The sequence below is a fragment of the Mesorhizobium sp. M2A.F.Ca.ET.046.03.2.1 genome, assembly GCF_003952425.1.
GTDB lineage: Bacteria > Pseudomonadota > Alphaproteobacteria > Rhizobiales > Rhizobiaceae > Mesorhizobium.
The window spans coordinates 1900480-1918126 of sequence record NZ_CP034449.1; the positions used below are offsets into that span (position 1 = coordinate 1900480).

General features: G+C 62.5%; 18 protein-coding genes and 2 pseudogenes. 9 read left to right on the top strand and 11 right to left on the bottom strand.

Going from position 1 to position 17647, the window contains the following annotated elements; translation table 11 throughout:
- Window positions 1-3: 3 nt before the first annotated feature.
- Complete coding sequence (locus EJ072_RS09055) at window positions 4-1005, bottom strand: D-glycerate dehydrogenase (protein ID WP_126079395.1); 1002 nt, start codon at window positions 1003-1005, stop codon at window positions 4-6.
- A gap of 269 nt (window positions 1006-1274) precedes the next feature.
- Here EJ072_RS09055 and EJ072_RS09060 point away from each other — a divergent pair, with 269 nt between their 5' ends.
- On the top strand, window positions 1275-1832 hold the full coding sequence (locus tag EJ072_RS09060; protein WP_112128468.1) for an SH3 domain-containing protein: 558 nt from the start codon (window positions 1275-1277) through the stop codon (window positions 1830-1832).
- Window positions 1833-1841: 9 nt separating this feature from the next.
- Here the strand turns inward: EJ072_RS09060 and EJ072_RS09065 are convergent.
- Window positions 1842-1992, bottom strand: a pseudogene (locus EJ072_RS09065) (transposase); the annotation flags it as partial.
- 66 nt (window positions 1993-2058) lie between these two features.
- The gene (locus EJ072_RS09070) at window positions 2059-2757 is read right to left on the bottom strand and encodes a TetR/AcrR family transcriptional regulator (protein ID WP_126079396.1); all 699 of its coding nucleotides are present in this window, start codon (window positions 2755-2757) and stop codon (window positions 2059-2061) included.
- 131 nt (window positions 2758-2888) lie between these two features.
- Between EJ072_RS09070 and EJ072_RS09075 the strand changes: the two genes are divergently transcribed.
- The 3 genes and pseudogenes from EJ072_RS09075 to EJ072_RS36690 form a co-directional block, all read left to right on the top strand.
- Window positions 2889-3782, top strand: a complete 894-nt coding sequence (locus EJ072_RS09075) for an NAD(P)/FAD-dependent oxidoreductase (protein WP_126079397.1) — start codon at window positions 2889-2891, stop codon at window positions 3780-3782.
- Between the two features lie 43 nt (window positions 3783-3825).
- The gene (locus EJ072_RS09080) at window positions 3826-4206 is read left to right on the top strand and encodes an antibiotic biosynthesis monooxygenase family protein (protein WP_126079398.1); all 381 of its coding nucleotides are present in this window, start codon (window positions 3826-3828) and stop codon (window positions 4204-4206) included.
- 135 nt (window positions 4207-4341) lie between these two features.
- Window positions 4342-4485: pseudogene (locus tag EJ072_RS36690) on the top strand (short-chain dehydrogenase/reductase); the annotation flags it as partial.
- A gap of 166 nt (window positions 4486-4651) precedes the next feature.
- Here EJ072_RS36690 and EJ072_RS09090 read toward each other — a convergent pair.
- Window positions 4652-5440, bottom strand: a complete 789-nt coding sequence (locus EJ072_RS09090) for an SDR family oxidoreductase (RefSeq protein WP_126079399.1) — start codon at window positions 5438-5440, stop codon at window positions 4652-4654.
- On the bottom strand, window positions 5437-5766 hold the full coding sequence (locus EJ072_RS09095) for a nuclear transport factor 2 family protein (protein WP_126079400.1): 330 nt from the start codon (window positions 5764-5766) through the stop codon (window positions 5437-5439). The genes EJ072_RS09090 and EJ072_RS09095 overlap by 4 nt, the downstream gene beginning before the upstream one ends.
- Before the next feature lie 128 nt (window positions 5767-5894).
- Here EJ072_RS09095 and EJ072_RS09100 point away from each other — a divergent pair, with 128 nt between their 5' ends.
- On the top strand, window positions 5895-6872 hold the full coding sequence (locus EJ072_RS09100; protein WP_126083566.1) for a LysR family transcriptional regulator: 978 nt from the start codon (window positions 5895-5897) through the stop codon (window positions 6870-6872).
- Window positions 6873-6937: 65 nt separating this feature from the next.
- Here the strand turns inward: EJ072_RS09100 and EJ072_RS09105 are convergent, their stop codons facing one another.
- Both EJ072_RS09105 and irrA read right to left on the bottom strand, forming a co-directional pair.
- Window positions 6938-7324, bottom strand: a complete 387-nt coding sequence (locus EJ072_RS09105) for a DUF4260 domain-containing protein (protein WP_126079401.1) — start codon at window positions 7322-7324, stop codon at window positions 6938-6940.
- 4 nt (window positions 7325-7328) lie between these two features.
- On the bottom strand, window positions 7329-7760 hold the full coding sequence (gene irrA / locus EJ072_RS09110) for an iron response transcriptional regulator IrrA (protein ID WP_042647097.1): 432 nt from the start codon (window positions 7758-7760) through the stop codon (window positions 7329-7331).
- A 247-nt stretch (window positions 7761-8007) separates the two neighbouring features.
- On the opposite strand from irrA, the gene fabA reads away from it, so the two are divergent.
- The 4 genes from fabA to EJ072_RS09130 all read left to right on the top strand — a co-directional run bounded on the left by fabA (window position 8008) and on the right by EJ072_RS09130 (window position 12342).
- A complete protein-coding gene (gene fabA / locus EJ072_RS09115) occupies window positions 8008-8523 on the top strand; it encodes a 3-hydroxyacyl-[acyl-carrier-protein] dehydratase FabA (RefSeq protein ID WP_040985924.1) in 516 nt (171 codons plus the stop codon).
- 116 nt (window positions 8524-8639) lie between these two features.
- Window positions 8640-9860 (top strand): beta-ketoacyl-ACP synthase I, encoded by a 1221-nt coding sequence (gene fabB / locus EJ072_RS09120; RefSeq protein WP_126079402.1) that lies wholly within the window; start codon window positions 8640-8642, stop codon window positions 9858-9860.
- Between the two features lie 13 nt (window positions 9861-9873).
- Window positions 9874-10686, top strand: a complete 813-nt coding sequence (fabI, locus tag EJ072_RS09125) for an enoyl-ACP reductase FabI (RefSeq protein ID WP_126079403.1) — start codon at window positions 9874-9876, stop codon at window positions 10684-10686.
- A gap of 102 nt (window positions 10687-10788) precedes the next feature.
- Window positions 10789-12342, top strand: a complete 1554-nt coding sequence (locus EJ072_RS09130; RefSeq protein ID WP_126079404.1) for a bifunctional diguanylate cyclase/phosphodiesterase — start codon at window positions 10789-10791, stop codon at window positions 12340-12342.
- Between the two features lie 19 nt (window positions 12343-12361).
- Here EJ072_RS09130 and EJ072_RS09135 read toward each other — a convergent pair whose 3' ends face one another.
- The 4 genes from EJ072_RS09135 to corA all read right to left on the bottom strand — a co-directional run bounded on the left by EJ072_RS09135 (window position 12362) and on the right by corA (window position 17613).
- Window positions 12362-13369 (bottom strand): class I SAM-dependent methyltransferase, encoded by a 1008-nt coding sequence (locus EJ072_RS09135; protein ID WP_126079405.1) that lies wholly within the window; start codon window positions 13367-13369, stop codon window positions 12362-12364.
- A 69-nt stretch (window positions 13370-13438) separates the two neighbouring features.
- Window positions 13439-15589 (bottom strand): polyribonucleotide nucleotidyltransferase, encoded by a 2151-nt coding sequence (gene pnp / locus EJ072_RS09140; protein ID WP_126079406.1) that lies wholly within the window; start codon window positions 15587-15589, stop codon window positions 13439-13441.
- Between the two features lie 363 nt (window positions 15590-15952).
- Window positions 15953-16264: a 30S ribosomal protein S15 gene (rpsO, locus tag EJ072_RS09145; RefSeq protein WP_281059028.1), complete on the bottom strand. Its 312-nt coding sequence runs from the start codon at window positions 16262-16264 to the stop codon at window positions 15953-15955.
- Between the two features lie 254 nt (window positions 16265-16518).
- Window positions 16519-17613: a magnesium/cobalt transporter CorA gene (gene corA / locus EJ072_RS09150; protein ID WP_126079408.1), complete on the bottom strand. Its 1095-nt coding sequence runs from the start codon at window positions 17611-17613 to the stop codon at window positions 16519-16521.
- Window positions 17614-17647 lie beyond the last annotated feature (34 nt).

Here is a 17647-nt window from a genome sequence, read left to right on the forward strand (position 1 = left end):
CCCTCAGGTCCTCAGCGGCAAAACCCGATCCGGCGGGCGGTGGCCGTCGAAGAAGGCGCGGATGTTGATGATCACCTTCTCGCCCATGTCGATGCGGCCCTCGAGCGTGGCCGATCCCATATGCGGCAGAAGCACCACCTTGCCCTTGGCGGCAAGCTTCAACAGCTTGGTGTTCAGCGCCGGCTCGTGCTCATAGACGTCGAGGCCGGCGCCGGCGATCTTGCCGTCATGGATCAGCTTGATCAGCGCTTCCTCGTCGATGATGTCGCCGCGCGCCGTGTTGACCAGGTAAGCCGAAGGCTGCATCAGCGCCAGCCGGCGGCCGGACAAAAGGTGGAACGTCGCCGGCGTCGAGGGACAATTGACCGAGATGATGTCCATGCGGGCCAGCATCTGGTCGAGGCTTTCCCAATAGGTTGCCTCCAGCTCCTCCTCGACCGCCGGCAGCACGCGGTGCCGGTTGTGATAGTGGATCGACAGGCCGAAGGCCTTGGCCCGCCTGGCGACGGCCGTGCCGATGCGGCCCATGCCGACGATGCCAAGACGTTTGCCCCAGATGCGCCGGCCGAGCATCCAGGTCGGCGACCAGCCGGCCCATTTCTTCTCGCCTGTCAGCACATTGGCGCCTTCGGCGAGCCTGCGCGGCACGGCGAGCATCAGCGCCATGGTCATGTCGGCGGTGTCTTCGGTGAGCACATTCGGCGTGTTGGTGACGGTGATGCCTTTCTTGGCGGCCGCCGAGACGTCGATCTTGTCGACGCCGTTGCCGAAATTGGCGATCAGCTTCAGGTTTTCGCCAGCCTGGGCGATCAGCGCCGCGTCGATGTGGTCGGTGATGGTGGGAACCAGCACGTCGGCTTCCTTGATCGCCGCGACCAGCTCCGGCTGGGTCATCGGCCGGTCCTCGACATTCAGCCTTGCGTCGAACAGCTCGCGCATGCGGGTCTCGACAGGGTCGGGCAGCTTGCGCGTGATGACGACGAGGGGCCGTTTTTTGCCTGCCATTTTATCCCCGAAGCTTGCTAGATCAGGTTGACGTCTCGTTGAATCGTCATCCTGATCCTGCTCTTTTTTGGAGCATGATCGTTTCCGAAAGCCGATTCCCACTTCTCGGGGTCATGCTCTCGAAACCGATCTCGTTGAGACCTCTTTAACCAAGACCGGCGAAACTTGTAGCCAGTCACGGCATCAGCCCACTCCTGTAACAAGCGGTGCCGCCGAAGACAAAGAAAAAGGGGCGCTCATCCGACGGACCGGCGCCGAAAGGAACGAAAGTGTCTGGTTTCGCGTCGCTTCGCCTGGCCTTCAGCGCAGCCATCCTTGGCGCCCTCCTTTGCGCGCCGCAGGCATTCGCGCAAAGCGCGGCCGCGCCGGCGCAAACCATAACGCTTGGTCCGAGCGGCCTGCCGCTGCCGCGCTTCGTCAGCCTGAAACCGGCCCGCGTCAATTCGCGCGTCGGCCCCGGCGCCAATTATTCCGTCAACTGGATGTATCTGAAGGCCGGACTGCCAATGGAAGTCATTCAGGAATTCGACACCTGGCGGCGGGTGCGCGATGCCGATGGATCGGAGGGCTGGATCAACCAGTCGCTGCTTTCCGGCCGGCGCACCGCCATCGTCGCGCCCTGGCAGCGCGGCAAGGGCGGGCAGGTCAACCTGCTCGACGAGCCCGACAAGGACGCCGGTGTCATCGCCATCATCGAGCCGGGCGTGATCGGCTCGATCAAGAAATGCGACGGCCAATGGTGCGAGATGACCTTTGACGGCCACACCGGCTGGATGGCCCAGTCGCAGGTGTGGGGCGCCTATCCGGGCGAGAAGTTCAAGAACTGAGGCGTGGACTCACTCAGGCGCAAAACACAGCCTGATTGACGCGAGTTCAACGAAGGCTAGGTAATTGGCAGCGAGGCTGTCGTAGCGTGCTCGCCACCCGACAACATTGTTTGATCCTGTTGAAGAACCGCTCCACCTGGTTGCGAGCGCGATAGAGATAGGAACGTGCGCCGACTCCTCAGTTTTCCTGATCTGCTAGCCTGCCTTGACCTGCTGGCCTACTCGGTCACGCACGATTCAATTTTTGCCTTTTTAACCTGGAGGCAGGCGAATATCCTCCCGCGTGGTCGTTGCCACCGTGCGCGGCGATAAACATGGCGACGGCCGACCGGCAATAGGATTCGATTTCGTTGTCGTCCTCTGCTCTGGCCTCATCGAAGCGTGCGATAATCAGAATATCGGAGCCTTTGAAAAGCGCGGCAAACAAGCGGGCGGACTGGAGAGGATCGGGCACATTCAGAACCGCCTTCGCGTGCAACTGACGCAACAGGGCCTCGATTTGGGCGATGATATGGGCGGATCCAGCTTCGTAATGGAGCTTGCTCAACGACTTTTGACTCGTCATGTCGGCCATGACCATGGCTTCGACATTGCGGACATCCTGGCGCAACAGCGTGCGAAGCAGTGATGACCCCACCGCCATGAGCTGATCTTCGGCCGGACCCTCGACGCCTTCAAAAAGTGCCTGTGGTATTAACTGCTGGCAGCGGGCCGCAAACGCCGCGCCAAACAGCGCCTCTTTGTTCTCGAAGTGCCGATAGATGCTGAGCTTGGATATCTTCGCCCGCTGGGCGACCTTGTCCAATGTCGTCGCTTGAAAACCCAGTTCCGCAAAAAGTTCGCCCGCCGTGTCGACGATCGTTTGTCCAAGCGCCTCGTTGGCGGGCCGGCCGCGCCGGGCCTGGGTGTTTTTCTCGGTTACCACAATTTCAGTCCTTGACAGTATCCTAATTATCGAATTACGATACCGCACAGTTCTAAAATGTGCAAGCCAAGGGATAGGCTTCAACCGGACCCAGTCGAGCCCCACCATCAACAACACGGAGCCCGTCCACAATGGATGACGTCATCATTATCGGCGGCAGCTTTGCCGGACTCGCCGCCGCCCTGCAGCTTGGCCGTGCCCGCCGCAAAATCATCGTTCTCGATACCGGCCTTCAGCGCAATCGCTTCGCCGGCCGCTCGCACGGTGTGCTCGGCCATGATGACAAGCCACCGTCCGACATCCTGGCCGCGGCGCGGCAGCAACTCGCGCGCTACCCTGCTATCAGGATGGTCAATGCCCGCGCCGACAGCATCTCCGGTACCATCGACAATTTCTCCGTCCTCACTGGCGATGGTGAAACCCTTAGCGCACGCCGCCTGATCCTGAGCTATGGCGTTGTTGACCAAATGCCTGATGTCCCGGGCTTTGCCGAGAACTGGGGCACATCCGTTATCCCATGCCCCTATTGCGACGGCTTCGAAGTTGCTGACCAGCATTGGGGCCTCGTCTGGTCTGGCCCGCAGTCGATGAATCAGGTCAGGCTGTTTCACGATTGGACCGACAGGTTGACTGTCTTCGGCAATGGTCTCGACATCACCCCCGAGATACGGGCCGATCTGGCGGGCCGAAAGGTACCTCTCGTTGATGGCCGGATCACCGAAATCGCACGTCACGGGAGCCATGGTGCCACCATCAAGCTCGATACCGGCCCCGATGTTGCGGTCGACATTCTGTTCGCGCAACCGCGCAACAAGCCGTCCGCAAGCCTTCATGAATCCCTGGGCCTCGTCACGGTCAATACGCCCACCGGCATCGCCCTCAAGGTCGACGAGCGCCGCGAGACCAGCATGCCTGGCATCTATGCCGCCGGCGACCTTGCCAACCCCGGCATCCCCTCCGTCACCACCGCAATATGGCAAGGCGCGACGGCGGGTATCTCCGCCCAGCAGTCGATGCTGGTTTGAGAGCAAGCAGCATCGATCACCCCAGTTCAACAGGAGCGCCGCCATGACTGCCGCAAAACCATTCAAACCTCTCGACGAGAAATTTCCGTTTGACCGCCAACTCGGTATCGCGGCCGCGCCTCTCGTGCTTATCAACCTCTTCGCGGTCGTCGATCCCGCCGACGAAGCGGGCTTCCTGGACGCTTTCAAGGCGGCTGCCGAGATCATAACGAAGCAACCGGGCTTCATTTCCATGCAACTACATCGAGCGATCGGCGAGAGCCCGACTTACCTGAACTATGTGGTGTGGGAATCCACCGAGGCGGTCCGCGCCGCCTTCACTGATCCCGAGTTCCTCGCGAAACTTCCAGCATATCCTTCATCCGTCGTGGCCAGCCCGCACCTGTTCCAGAAGGTCGCCGTCCCCGGCTTCTGCACGGCCTGACTCCGGAAATATGGGAAGGCGCGACGGCGGGAATCTTCGCCAGCAGTCGATGCTGGTTTGAGAGCACAGATTGGAGATGAGCATGGCCGTCGAACCGGACAGCGCGGGTGTGCGCTTCCCTCCGCCCCTTCGTCTATCGGCGCATCCTCCGGCATCGGTCTCGCCACAGCCAAAGCCTTGCGGAATGCGGGCTTTCGAGTGTTCGGAACCAGCCGCCGCGCCGCGGCGAAGAAATCCGACGGTTTTACTATGCTGGCCTGTGACGTTGCCGACGATGAGCCCGCCTACACCTGTACCTCCTTCGAAGAGAATCTCGCGAAGCCGGACCAGTTTCTGGATATCTATGCCACGGCGCGCTCGGAGAGCGGACGTCGGGACAATCGGGCCATGGCACGCGTCGGTCCATGCTAGGCCAGCTCGGCCAAGCGTGGACGAGTCCCTTTGATCAGACAGTCGGGACAGTGCCGCCGTCGACGACGAGCTCCGAACCATGGATCGACGAGGCGCGATCCGAGGCCAGGAAAGCGATGGCTTCGGCGACCTCGGATGGTTCGGCGCCGCGACCTATGGCAATGCCGCCAAGGCCGGCCAGTACGAGTTGGCGCGCGTCCTCGACAGTGCCACCGTTGGCGGCTTGGATGCGCTTGAGAAATACATCGGTCCCTTCGGTCATGATCCAGCCGGGGGAGAGGACGTTGACTCTAACGCCCTTGGAACCCAGCTCCTTGGAGATGGACTTGCTGTAAGTCCGGAGCGCGGCCTTGGCGCTGGCATAGGCGGTGGTTGCGTCGGGGAGCGGCAGGACCGACTGGATGGAGGTGACGTGCACCACCGCGCCGCTGCCCCGCTCGATCATCTGCGGAATCAGGAGCCGGTCGAGACGGACTGTGGCCAGGAGGTTCAGGTTCAGCTCGGAAAGCCAGTACTCGTCCGTCAGGGCGACAAAGCCACCGCCCGGGGTGGTCGAACCACCAAGCACATGCGCGATGATGTCGACGCCACCCAGACGCTCGATCGCCACCCTGGCCAGCATTTCCCCGCCCTCGGCCGTGGTCAGGTCCGCCTGGACGAATTCGACGCTATCGATGGGCTCCAGCGTTCCACGGGCAGATGTAATCACGCGGGCGCCTCCGGCCAGGAAGCGGTCGACAGTGGCGCGGCCCAGACCCTTGGTGCCGCCGCTGATGAGGACGCGTTTTCCCGCGAACTCGGTCGGATCAGCTTTGATGGTCATGCCGTGATCTCCAAAGCCTTGATGGCGTCGTTTTCGAGCGTGAAGCGGTAGGTGAAGCGGATCGGGCTGCCCTTGAACTCGCCATGAGCGGGGCCTTCGACGACCACCTGACCGTCCTCGTGTCGGACGGTATCCGGTGTGAAAATCGCCTTCGCGCCGACCACCGCCTCTTCAAGCAAGTGCTTGATTTCAGCGGCCCCCCGAAGAACGGCGCCGTTATCGCGGAGGACCGCCCCGGCTGCGAAGGGTGCCAGCATGCCGTCAACGTCCAGGCGGGCGTTCGCGGCCACATATGCGGCGATTGGAGGTGGTAGTTCGAGCGTCATTGGTCTTGTCCTGCTTGTTGCGATCGCAGCCGCAGCGGCTGGAAGTTTCGTTGCTCCCCAAAATAGCGGTAGACAGGTCGCGCGATAATCAGGACAATTCGGGACGTCTCATCACGAAAGTCGGGATAATTGTGCAAAGTAGCCTGACGGAATTAGACGCAGTTCTCATGGTCGCCCGCCGCGGCAAGTTTCGCACGGCAGCGCGTGAGCTCGGGGTTTCGACGACCGCGCTCAGCAACGCGGTCGGAAAGCTGGAGCGCACGCTTGGCGTACGGCTCTTCAACCGGACGACTCGAAGTGTCTCATTGACGGAGGCCGGCCAGCGGTTCGTCGCGCAGGTCGCTCCGGCCGTGCAGGACATTCATGAGGCGATGGAGGTTGCGCGCTCTCAGCAGGCGATGCCGTCGGGTACGCTGCGCATCAACGCCTTTCCGACAGCGGCGCGAGAGATCTTCACTTCGCTCGTCCTACCGTTCCTGCGCGCGCACCCTCAGGTCCACATCGACATCGTCACAGAGGGCCGCATGGTGGACATTGTCGCAGGCGGCTTCGACCTCGGCGTCCGTAGGATCGACCTCGTGCCGGCCGACATGATCGCGGTCCCGTTGGGTGTCGCGCGGCGCAGTGTCGTCGTGGGCACGCCGACCTACTTGATAACTCATGGGACGCCCCTGGTACCTCAGGATCTCGCCGGGCATTCCTGTCTCCGCGTCCGGCTTCCCGATGGCGCAATCTACCGCTGGCCGTTCGAGAAGGACGGACAATCGGTCCACATCGACGTCCAGGGCGCCATCACCCTCGACGAAGCGAGCCTCGCACGCACCGCGGTCCTCGCGTCCGTGGGTCTGGCCCTGGCGATGGAATCCGACGTGCGAGACGACATCGAGGCAGGCCGCCTTGTGCGCGTGCTTGAGGATTGGACGCCCATTCTGTCGCCGTTGAGCCTCTACTATCCGAGCCGACGCAACCCGACCGCCGCGTTCAAGGCGTTCGTTGACTTCGCGCGGCGGCAAAGTGGAGCCAGCATTAACCCCGACGCCGTCTATAGCTCCGGACGTACAGAGCCCGGTGAGGCCCATGACCCTTCCGGTGCTCGCCGACCTTGAGTACGCTTCGTTCCAGTTCTCGAGAACCCATTCCCGACCCAGCCTGTCCTGGGTCTCAATACAGCCTAGCTGGACACACCGCCCTGCTGGCGGCCAATGCGGCCGAGATGCGTATCCTGAAAACCGGTGGGCAGCTTGAGGCCGTAGCCGAGGGCACGGTCGATGGCGATGTGCGCTATCCAGATAAGCGCCACCGCGGTCGTGAGCGGGCCGGCGAGCAACGCGCCCGCGAGCAGAAGGACCAGTGGGGCAATCAGGATATGCAAGGCGTTATAGGTGACGGCGCCGAGGCGCGGCCCGGCGAGGTAGCCCAGCATCGACAGGTCCGGCGCCAGGATAAGCAGCGCAAACAGCCACCAGGAAAAGTGGGCCATTGCGTAGCAAATGACGGCCAAGGCGGCGACGGTGACCCATTCAAACCGGACGATCAGGTCGACGGGACGCGTCGCCACGGGATCAGTCGCCGCGCTTCGGGCGAAGCCTCACGACGATGTCGACATTGGCGATCTCCATGCCCTCCGGCGGTGCCGGCAGGTTGGAGACGGTGACCGGTCCGCTTTCGATGTCGAAAATCCGGTTCTCGCCCTCGACGTAGAAGTGATGATGGTCGGAGGTGTTGGTGTCGAAATAGGTTTTCGAGCCTTCGACCGCCAGGATGCGCAACAGGCCGGCCTCTGTGAACTGATGGAGCGCGTTATAGACCGTCGCCAATGAAACCGGCACCCCGGCGGCGATCGCCTCTTCGTGCAGTTCCTCGGCCGAAAGGTGGCGGTCGCCCTTGGCGAAAAGCAGATCGGCCAGCGCGATGCGCTGGCGCGTCGGCCTCAGGCCGGCTTCGCGAACCCGCTTGTCCACAGCGACATTTTCCTTCCGGTAGCCCGAATCCATCTCTTCGCTTCGACGCTTGTTGCCCAGCCCATCAACAGGTCCAGAGTGGCAAAAAGACGTCGAAAGCCAAAACCGGACATCAGCCGACATATATTCTGTAGTCTGAATGCGATCAATAGCGCGCATTGACCCGGGCAGGCGCACGGGTTAAGCGCAAACGCCGGTTTCCGGCCGCAAACAGAGTGTGTTAGGAAACCAACGAGAAGGGCGCCCTGCCGCCCGCGAAAGAACACGGGGACGGAATTTGATGGCGGATCAAAAGTCCAGCTACGATTACGAGGAACTGCTCGCCTGCGCCCGCGGCGACCTGTTCGGGCCGGGCAACGCCCAGCTGCCCTACCCACCTATGCTGATGTTCGACCGCATCACCGAGATCAGCGAGACCGGCGGCGCTTTTGACAAGGGCTTCATCCGCGCCGAATTCGACATCAAGCCGGACCTGTGGTTCTTCGCCTGCCACTTCATCGGCAATCCGATCATGCCAGGCTGCCTCGGCCTCGACGCCATGTGGCAGTTGACGGGTTTTTATCTCGGCTGGCTGGGCGAACCCGGCAAGGGCATGGCGCTTTCGACCGGCGAGGTGAAGTTCAAGGGCATGGTGACGCCGTCGGTGAAGAAGGTGGAGTACGGCGTCGACTTCAAGCGCGTGATGCGCGGCCGGCTGGTGCTCGGCATCGCCGATGGCTGGCTTAAGGCGGATGGCGAACCCATATACGCCGCCACGGATCTGAAGGTCGGCCTGTCCAAACAGTCGGCCGCCTGACCGTTTTTCGCCACGGCGTCCGCGTACCCAATGGGCGCCACGTCAGTTTATTTGCGTATGATCACGGGCGAAAACCGGCTAGGTTTTCCGCCCGGATACGCCGGAAGGAGTTGCGAATGAGACGGGTCGTAGTGACAGGGCTCGGCATTGTGTCGTCGATCGGCAACAATGCCAATGAGGTGCAGAGCTCGCTTTACGATGCCAAATCCGGCATCAGCTTTTCCAATTCCTTCGCCGAGCACGGCTTCCGCTGCCAGGTCTGGGGCGCGCCGACGCTCGATCCTACCCCGATGATCGACCGCCGCGCCATGCGCTTCCTGAGCCAGGGTGCGGCCTGGAACCATGTTGCCATGGACCAGGCGATCGCCGATGCCGGGCTTGGCGAGAGCGACATCACCAATGAGCGGACCGGCATCGTGATGGGGTCCGGCGGACCCTCGACCCGCACCATCGTCGAGGCGGCCGAAACCACGATCAAGAACAACAGCCCCAAGCGCATCGGTCCATTCGCCGTGCCGAAGGCGATGTCGTCGACGGCCTCGGCCACCCTGGCCACATGGTTCAAGATCCATGGCGTCAACTACTCGATCTCGTCGGCGTGCTCGACCTCGGCGCATTGCATCGGCAATGCCTATGAGTTGATCCAGTGGGGCAAGCAGGACATGATGTTCGCCGGCGGCCACGAAGATCTCGACTGGACGATGTCGGACCTTTTCGACGCCATGGGCGCCATGTCGTCGAAGTTCAACGACAAGGCATCGGCCGCTTCGCGCGCCTATGACGTCAACCGCGACGGTTTTGTCATCGCCGGCGGCGCCGGCGTGCTGGTGCTGGAGGAATTGGAGCACGCCAGGGCGCGCGGCGCCAAGATCTATGCCGAGATCGTCGGCTATGGCGCGACATCCGACGGCTACGACATGGTCGCTCCTTCGGGGGAAGGCGCCATCCGCTGCATGCGGCAGGCGCTTGCCACCGTCCCGACCCCGGTCGACTACATCAACACCCACGGCACCTCGACGCCGGTCGGCGATTCCAGGGAAATGGGCGCCATCCGCGAGGTGTTCGGCGACAAGATGCCCTACATCACCTCGACCAAGTCGCTCACCGGCCATTCGCTGGGGGCGGCCGGCGTGCAGGAATCGATCTATTCGATCCTGATGATGCAGGGCGGCTTCATCGGCGAGAGCGCCCATATCGAGGAGCTCGATCCGGAATTCGAGCGCATGCCGATCGTGCGCAAGCGCATCGACAACGCCAAGATCGACACCGTTTTGTCCAATTCCTTCGGTTTCGGTGGCACCAACGCAACGCTGATTTTCCAACGCTATTCCGCATAAGGATCTGCCTTTTATGGAAGGGTTGATGAAGGGCAAGCGCGGGCTTGTCATGGGGGTCGCCAACGATCATTCGATCGCCTGGGGCATCGCCAAGAAATTGTCCGAGCACGGGGCGGAGCTTGCCTTCACCTACCAGGGCGACGCCTTCGGGCGGCGCGTCAAGCCGCTCGCCGAGAAGGTGGGCGCCTCCTTGATCGTGCCTTGCGACGTCGAGGACAGCGCCTCCGTCACCGCGACCTTCGACACCCTCGGCAAGGCCTGGGGCGGGCTGGACTTCGTGGTGCATGCCATCGGCTTTTCCGACAAGAACGAGCTCAAGGGCCTCTACGCCGACACCAGCCGCGACAATTTCGTGCGCACCATGGTGATCTCCTGCTATTCCTTCACCGAGGTCGCCCGCAATGCCGCCGCGCTGATGGGCAATGGCGGCTCGATGATCACGCTGACCTATGCCGGGTCGGTGAGGGTGATGCCGAACTACAATGTCATGGGCGTCGCCAAGGCGGGGCTCGAGGCCAGCGTGCGCTATCTTGCCAATGACTACGGGCCGCGCGGCATCAGGGTGAACGGCATCTCGGCCGGACCGGTGCGTACGCTGGCCGGCTCGGGCGTTTCCGACGCCCGCCATATGTTCTCCTATCAGCAGCGCAACTCGCCTCTGCGGCGCACCGTGACCCTGGACGAAGTCGGCGGCTCGGCGCTTTACCTGCTCTCCGATCTTTCGTCGGGTGTCACCGGCGAAATCCATTATGTGGATTCCGGCTATCACATCGTTTCGATGCCGTCGCTGGAGGAACTGAAGCAGAACGACGGTGGTCGCGAATAGTTCGCTAAGGCAAAGAGCATTTTCCAGTAAAATTGGATGCATCGGCGGAAACTCATCTTAAGGAGGTTTCCGCTACAAGGCCCCTTAATCCAGGGACCTTGCATGTCTCCAGTCAGTAACCCGAAGCGAACACCGCTGTTCCGGCTGATCACCATCGCCAGCTCCGGCATGGGCAGTTTCATCCTCGGATTGTGGGGGCTGCGGTTCGGCTTCGGCGATGGCATGGCCGGCATGCCGGCCGAGACGATGATAGGCGTCATCGCCGCGCTATGCGCCCTTGCCGCCGGCGGTGCGGCGATGTCGTTCTTCGCCGGCGTCGATGAATCGGTGGCCTATGTCGTCAAGGAAACCAATTTCGACAAGCTGACGGGGCTTCTGTCGCGCCAGGCCATGGTCGGCAAGATAGCCGATGCCGCCTCGGAGACGATCCGAACCGGCGAGCCGGTGTTCCTGATCGACATCGATATCGACCGATTCAAGCAGATCAACGACGCCATCGGCTACAGCCATGGCGACGACCTTGTCCGTGCCTTCACCAGCAGGCTGAAGGAGAGCATGCCGAAGGATGCGGTGATCGGGCGCATCGGCGCCGGCGAGTTCGGCGTCCTGCTGCCGGACCGCGATATCCGTGGTTCGATCGAGCGGCTGATCGAAAAGCTCATCAACGATATGATGGAGCCTTATCAGTTGCAGACCCACCTGCAGTCGGTCAGCCTGTCGGTAGGCATCGTGGCGATGCCGAAGGACGGGGTCGACCCGGTTCTGGTCCTGCGCCGTTCGAACCTTGCGCTGCAAAATGCGCGGGCCAGCGGCGTCGGCAACTGGTCTGTCTTCCACGCCGACATGGGCCGCGTGGCCGACTATCGGCAATGGATCGAATCGGAGCTGAAGACCGCTTTCGACCGCGGCGACTTCAGTCTCCATTACCAGCCGCAGCTCAATCTGCCGAGCGGCCGCGTCGTCGGCTACGAGGCGCTGATCCGCTGGAAGCATCCGGAGCGCGGCATGATTCCGCCGATGGAGTTCATTCCGATCGCCGAGGAAACCGGCATGATCAATCCAATCGGCGAATGGGTGCTGCGCAAGGCCTGCAGCGACGCCAAGCATCTGCCGCAGGACTGCTTCGTCGCCGTCAACATCTCGCCGGTCCAGTTCATGACCAGGGATTTCGTCGGCATCGTGCGCGAGGTGATGGAATCGACCGGCATCAAGCCGTCGCGGCTGGAGCTCGAGGTCACCGAGACGGCGATGATGCAGGATCGCGACCGCGCCGCCGCGATCCTGGACCAGCTTGCCGAGATGGGGATTTCGGTGGCCGTCGACGATTTCGGAACAGGCTATTCCAATTTGAGCTACCTGATCGACTTCTCCTTCGGCAAGCTGAAGATCGACCGTTCCTTCGTCAGCCGCATCGACACCGACTCCGGTTCCGGCGCGATCGTCTCGACCATTGTCGGGCTGTCGCGGGCGCTGGGCGTCGGCATCATCGCCGAAGGCGTGGAAACCGAGAACCAGGCTACGCTGCTCAGGGCCGCGGGCTGCGAGGTGGTCCAGGGCTATCTGTTCGGCAGGCCGGCGCCACTCACGGACGAACTCGGCGAAGCGCGGCCTGCTTTCGGCACCCGCGAGCCCGCACGGATCGTCAGCCTACAGTAAACCAGCACGCAACAGTATTTCAGCGGCGCGCCGACAACACCTTGAACATGCCGTCGCGGGCGATCTCGGTATGGCTGGCAAAGGCCGCGGACAGCACCTGTTCATAGGGAAGCTGGCGATTGGCGACCATGAACAGGCGGCCGCCCGGTTTCAGCGCCTTCGACGCCGCGCGGATCATGCCGGCGCCAATGCCGGGCTCGGCGGCTCGGCCGCTGTGGAAAGGCGGGTTCATGACGATGGCGTCGTAGCGTCGATCGACCGCCTCGGTGAGAAGATCGATCCAGAAGAAGCGCGGCTCGATGGCGCCACGGACATTCAACCTGGCTGCTTTCAGGGCTTCGAAGTCCGCTTCATAGAGATCGAGCGTGGTGAGGCTCTGGGAGCGCTGCAGGACCTCCGCCGCCAGATAACCCCAGCCCGCGCAGAGATCAGCGATATTGCCTTTGAGATCATCAGGCAGGCTGGCGGCCAGCAGTTTCGAACCGGCGTCAATCCTGTCAAACGAGAACATGCCAGGCGCGGTTTTGAAACCGCCCCCAACAACAAGGTCGGGGTTGCCGGCGCGCAGCGTCTCGGCTGCTTCCGTGCCGGCCCGCCGGAACCAGAAGGCAACGCCGTGATGCTTCGGCAGATGGCCTTCGAGCGGCGCCAGCGCGTTGATCCGCTTGCGCAGGCTGTCGGTGCCGTCATCCTTGCCACCCGCGACGGCGATCAGCCCGCCCGGCGCGACACGCTCGAGTGCTTCGGCGATGCGCAACTCATTCTGACCGCGATGACGGCCGGCGAGCACGAGAGCCATGTCGTAACCCTGTCCTTCCACTCGCGGCGTGACCGTGTAGCCGGAAGCCTGCAAGGCGCGGAAATGCGGTCGAAAGCCCTGCACGAGATGCAGCGCCGCATCGAATCCTTCGGGCAAGCGGAAGCCGGGCTCGGCGCCCAGAAAGAGAACGCGGGCCTCCTTGCGCGGCAAAGGCAGCGCCTCGGCCTCGAACGGGTAGAACAGCGTCTTCAGCGGCTCGGCGGCCATTCATCCACCTCGAAACAAAACGGGCGCGACCTTGCGGCGCGCCCGTCTTAGACTATCCAGCCAGACCGATCAGGCGGCGTCTTCCTCGCCTTCGGCCTTCTTCTTCTCCTGGACGATTTCCTTGCCGGTCGCCTGGTCGACGACCTTCATCGACAGGCGAACCTTGCCGCGCTCGTCGAAGCCCATCAGCTTGACCCAAACCTTGTCGCCTTCCTTGACGACATCGGAGGTCTTGGCGACGCGCTCATTGGCGAGCTGCGAGATGTGAACGAGACCGTCGCGCGGGCCGAAGAAGTTGACGAACGCGCCGAAGTCGGCCGTCTTGACGACTGTGCCTTCGTAGATCTCGCCGACTTCCGGCTCGGCGACGATGGTGTGGATCCACTTCTTCGCCGCCTCGATCTCCTTGGCGTTGGCCGAAGCGATCTTGACCGTGCCGTCGTCCTCGATGTTGATCTTGGCGCCGGTCTTCTCGACGATCTCGCGGATCACCTTGCCGCCGGAGCCGATGACGTCGCGGATCTTGTCGGTCGGGATATGCATGACCTCGATGCGCGGCGCGAACTCGCCGAGCTCGGCGCGGGCGCCGGACAGCGCATGCGCCATCTCGCCGAGGATATGCAGGCGGCCGTCCTTGGCCTGGGCAAGCGCGATGCCCATGATCTCCTCGGTGATGCCATCGATCTTGATGTCCATCTGCAGCGAGGTGACGCCATTGGCGGTGCCGGCGACCTTGAAGTCCATGTCGCCGAGATGGTCCTCGTCACCGAGGATGTCGGAGAGCACCGCGAAGCGCTCGCCTTCCTTGATCAGGCCCATGGCGATGCCGGCGACCGGCTTGGCCAGCGGAACGCCCGCGTCCATCAGCGCCAGCGAGGTGCCGCAGACGGTCGCCATCGACGACGAACCATTGGATTCGGTGATCTCCGAGACGACGCGCAGCGTGTAGGGGAACTGTTCCGCCGAAGGCAGCATCGGATGGATGGCGCGCCAGGCGAGCTTGCCGTGGCCGATTTCGCGGCGGCCCGGCGAGCCCATGCGGCCGGTCTCGCCGACCGAGTAGGGCGGGAAGTTGTAATGGAGAAGGAACTTCTCCTTGTACATGCCGGTGAGCGAATCGACATATTGCTCGTCCTCACCGGTGCCCAGAGTGGCAACCACCAGCGCCTGGGTCTCGCCGCGGGTGAACAGCGCCGAACCGTGGGTGCGCGGCAGGACGCCGACTTCCGAGACGATCTTACGCACGGTCTTGAGGTCACGGCCGTCGATGCGCGAGCCGGTGTCGAGGATGTTCCAGCGCACAACCTTGGCCTGGAGCTCCTTGAAGACGCTGCCGATCTGCTCGGAAGTGTACTTGGCTTCCTCGCCCTCGGCCGGAGCGAAGGCGGCCTTGACCTTGGCCTTGACGGCATCGACCGCGGCATAGCGCGCCTGCTTGTCGATGATCTTGTAGGCGTCGCGGAGCTCGTCTCCGACGACCTTCAGCATCTCGGCTTCGAGCGCGGAGTAATCCGGCGCCATGAAGTCGCGCGGCTCCTTGGCAGCGACCTCGGCCAGCTTGATGATCGCCTCAATCACCGGCTGGAAGCTCTTGTGGCCGAACACGACGGCGCCGAGCATCAGGTCCTCGGAGAGTTCCTTGGCCTCGGATTCGACCATCAGCACGGCGTCGGCGGTACCGGCGACGACGAGGTCGAGCTTGGATTCCTGCATCTCGTCGATATGCGGATTGAGCACATATTCGCCGTTGATGTAGCCGACGCGGGCGCCGCCGATCGGGCCCATGAAGGGCACGCCCGAGAGCGTAAGCGCGGCGGAGGTGGCGACGATCGACAGGATGTCCGGATCATTCTCGAGATCATGCTGGACGACGGTGACGACGATCTGGGTGTCGTTCTTGTAGCCGTCGGCGAAAAGCGGGCGGATCGGGCGGTCGATCAGGCGGGAAACCAGCGTTTCCTTTTCGCTCGGACGGCCCTCGCGCTTGAAGTAGCCGCCCGGGATCTTGCCGGCGGCATAGGTCTTTTCCTGGTAGTTGACGGTGAGCGGGAAGAAATCGAGGCCGGGCTTCGGCTCCTTCATCGAGACGACAGTGGCCAGAACCACGGTCTCGCCATAGGTGGCCAGCACCGCGCCGTCAGCCTGGCGGGCGATCTTGCCGGTCTCCAGGATGAGCGGACGGCCGCCCCATTCGATTTCCACTTTGTGATGATTGAACATATCTTGTCCTTCATATGCGGAAAGGGCCGCACCGTCCTAACGGTCGCGGGTTCTCCCTTCCCTGGCTTCCTTCGGGCAGTCACGGGCAAGACAACGGGAAGCTCGATAGATTCGGCTCAAGGCCGAGCGAGCATCCTGCAATCCTGCCCCATGACCGTCCATGGGCGGTTCCGGATAGCCCTCTGCGGTCCGGAACACGATTGGCCGGCTGGTCGGCCGGCCTTGCGCTTGACGCCGGAAACGCTGTTTCCGGAACGCGCCATGCGCGCAGGCGAATTTCCTTTTCAGCATTGCGGCAGCGGACTATCCGATGCGCCAATGCGCGACCGGCGGGCCCCCTTGGAGAGCCCGCCGGTCAATTGGTCAGCGACGGAGACCGAGCTTGTCGATCAGCGTCTGGTAGCGCCCATCATCCTTGCGCTTGAGATAATCAAGCAGGCTGCGGCGCTGGGAAACCAGAGCAAGCAGGCCACGGCGGGAATGGTTGTCCTTCTTGTGGTCCTTGAAATGCTCTGTCAGGTTCTTGATGCGCTCGGAAAGAATGGCAACCTGGACTTCCGGAGATCCGGTATCGCCTTTCGCAGTCGCGAATTCGGTCATCAGTTCTTTCTTGCGCTCGGCAGTAATCGACATCGTGTTTTTCCTTATCTGTTGGAGGAAACGGGACGCCCACAGCCGGGATGTCGTCCAGCAGGGGCCAGTGCAAGCGACGCGTCAGGGCGCGAAGCTGCGGCGCATATAGTGCAATTCCGGAAAAAACACCAGCCCAATTGTCAAGCCGGCTTGTCGCAGGTTCCGGCGGCGAAAACGGGGGAATTCAAAGGCCAATGCATGTCGCCCAGAAGTGTGCGGCGGTTCTGGGACAACGACATGCATCAAAAACAAAGACCTAAAGCGCGTCGCCTGAATCCGTTTCATCGCGACGCGCTTTAGAGCCACTTCTTCCATTTGAAGAACGCGATCAAACCGACCGCGACGACCGCCATGAACAGTAGCGAGACCGGATAACCGTAATAGGCCTTCAGCTCGGGCATGTTCCAGGGCGAGCTTTCCGGATCGAAATTCATGCCCCAGACGCCGACCAGGAAGGTCAGCGGCATGAAGATCACCGAGACGATCGTCAGATAGGAAATGACGTCGTTGGTGCGGGCCTGGGACAGCGAGAGATGCATCTCGATCAGGCCGGTGAGCATGTCGCGCTGGTTCTCGACCAGCTCGATCAGCCGCAGCGAATGGTCGAGCGTGTCGTTGAAGAAGATCTTGGTTTCAGCCTTCACGAAGGGCACGTCGTTGCGGATCAGCGTCGCCAGCGCATCGCGCATCGGCCATAGCACGCCCTTGAGCACGTTGGCGTCGCGCCTGAGTTCATGCAACTGCCGCATCTGATGCTTGTGCGGCTTGTTCAGCATCTCGTCCTCGATGCCGTCGACCAATTCGCTCGCCGCCTCGATCGGCGGGAAATAGCTGTCGACGATGGCATCGATCAGCGCATAGGCAAGATAATCGGCGCCGCGCGAGCGCAGCCGGTTCGGCATCGCGGCCGCGATGCGCTTGCGCACCGGATCGAACGGATCGCCCTCGCGTTCCTGGAAAGTGACGACGAAATTCCGGCCGAAGAACAGCGATATCTGCTCGTAGCGATGCGAGGTGACATCGTCGATCATGCGCATGACGACGAAGGCATGGTCCTCGAAGAAATCCACCTTGGGCCGCTGTCCAGTGTTGACGACGTCCTCGAGCGCCAGCGGGTGGAGGTTGAAGATACGGCCGATCTCCTCGATCAGCGGAATGTTGGCAAGCCCCGTGCAGTCCAGCCAGACGACAGGCCATTTCTGGCAATGGGTGTTGAGGTCGTCGATCGAGGCATTGTCGATGGTTTCGTATTTCTGCGGCGAGATCAATGTTAGCCGAAGCTCGCTGCGCCGCGCCGCCGGATCGGCGATCAGCGTGCCGGGCGACGCCCCGACCGGCGGCCGGCGGATTCTCAGCGTCGCCCTCTTGTTGCCTGTATCAGCCCTGGCCATGAGATCCCTGAAGCGTCGGCACCCAGTGGAGCTT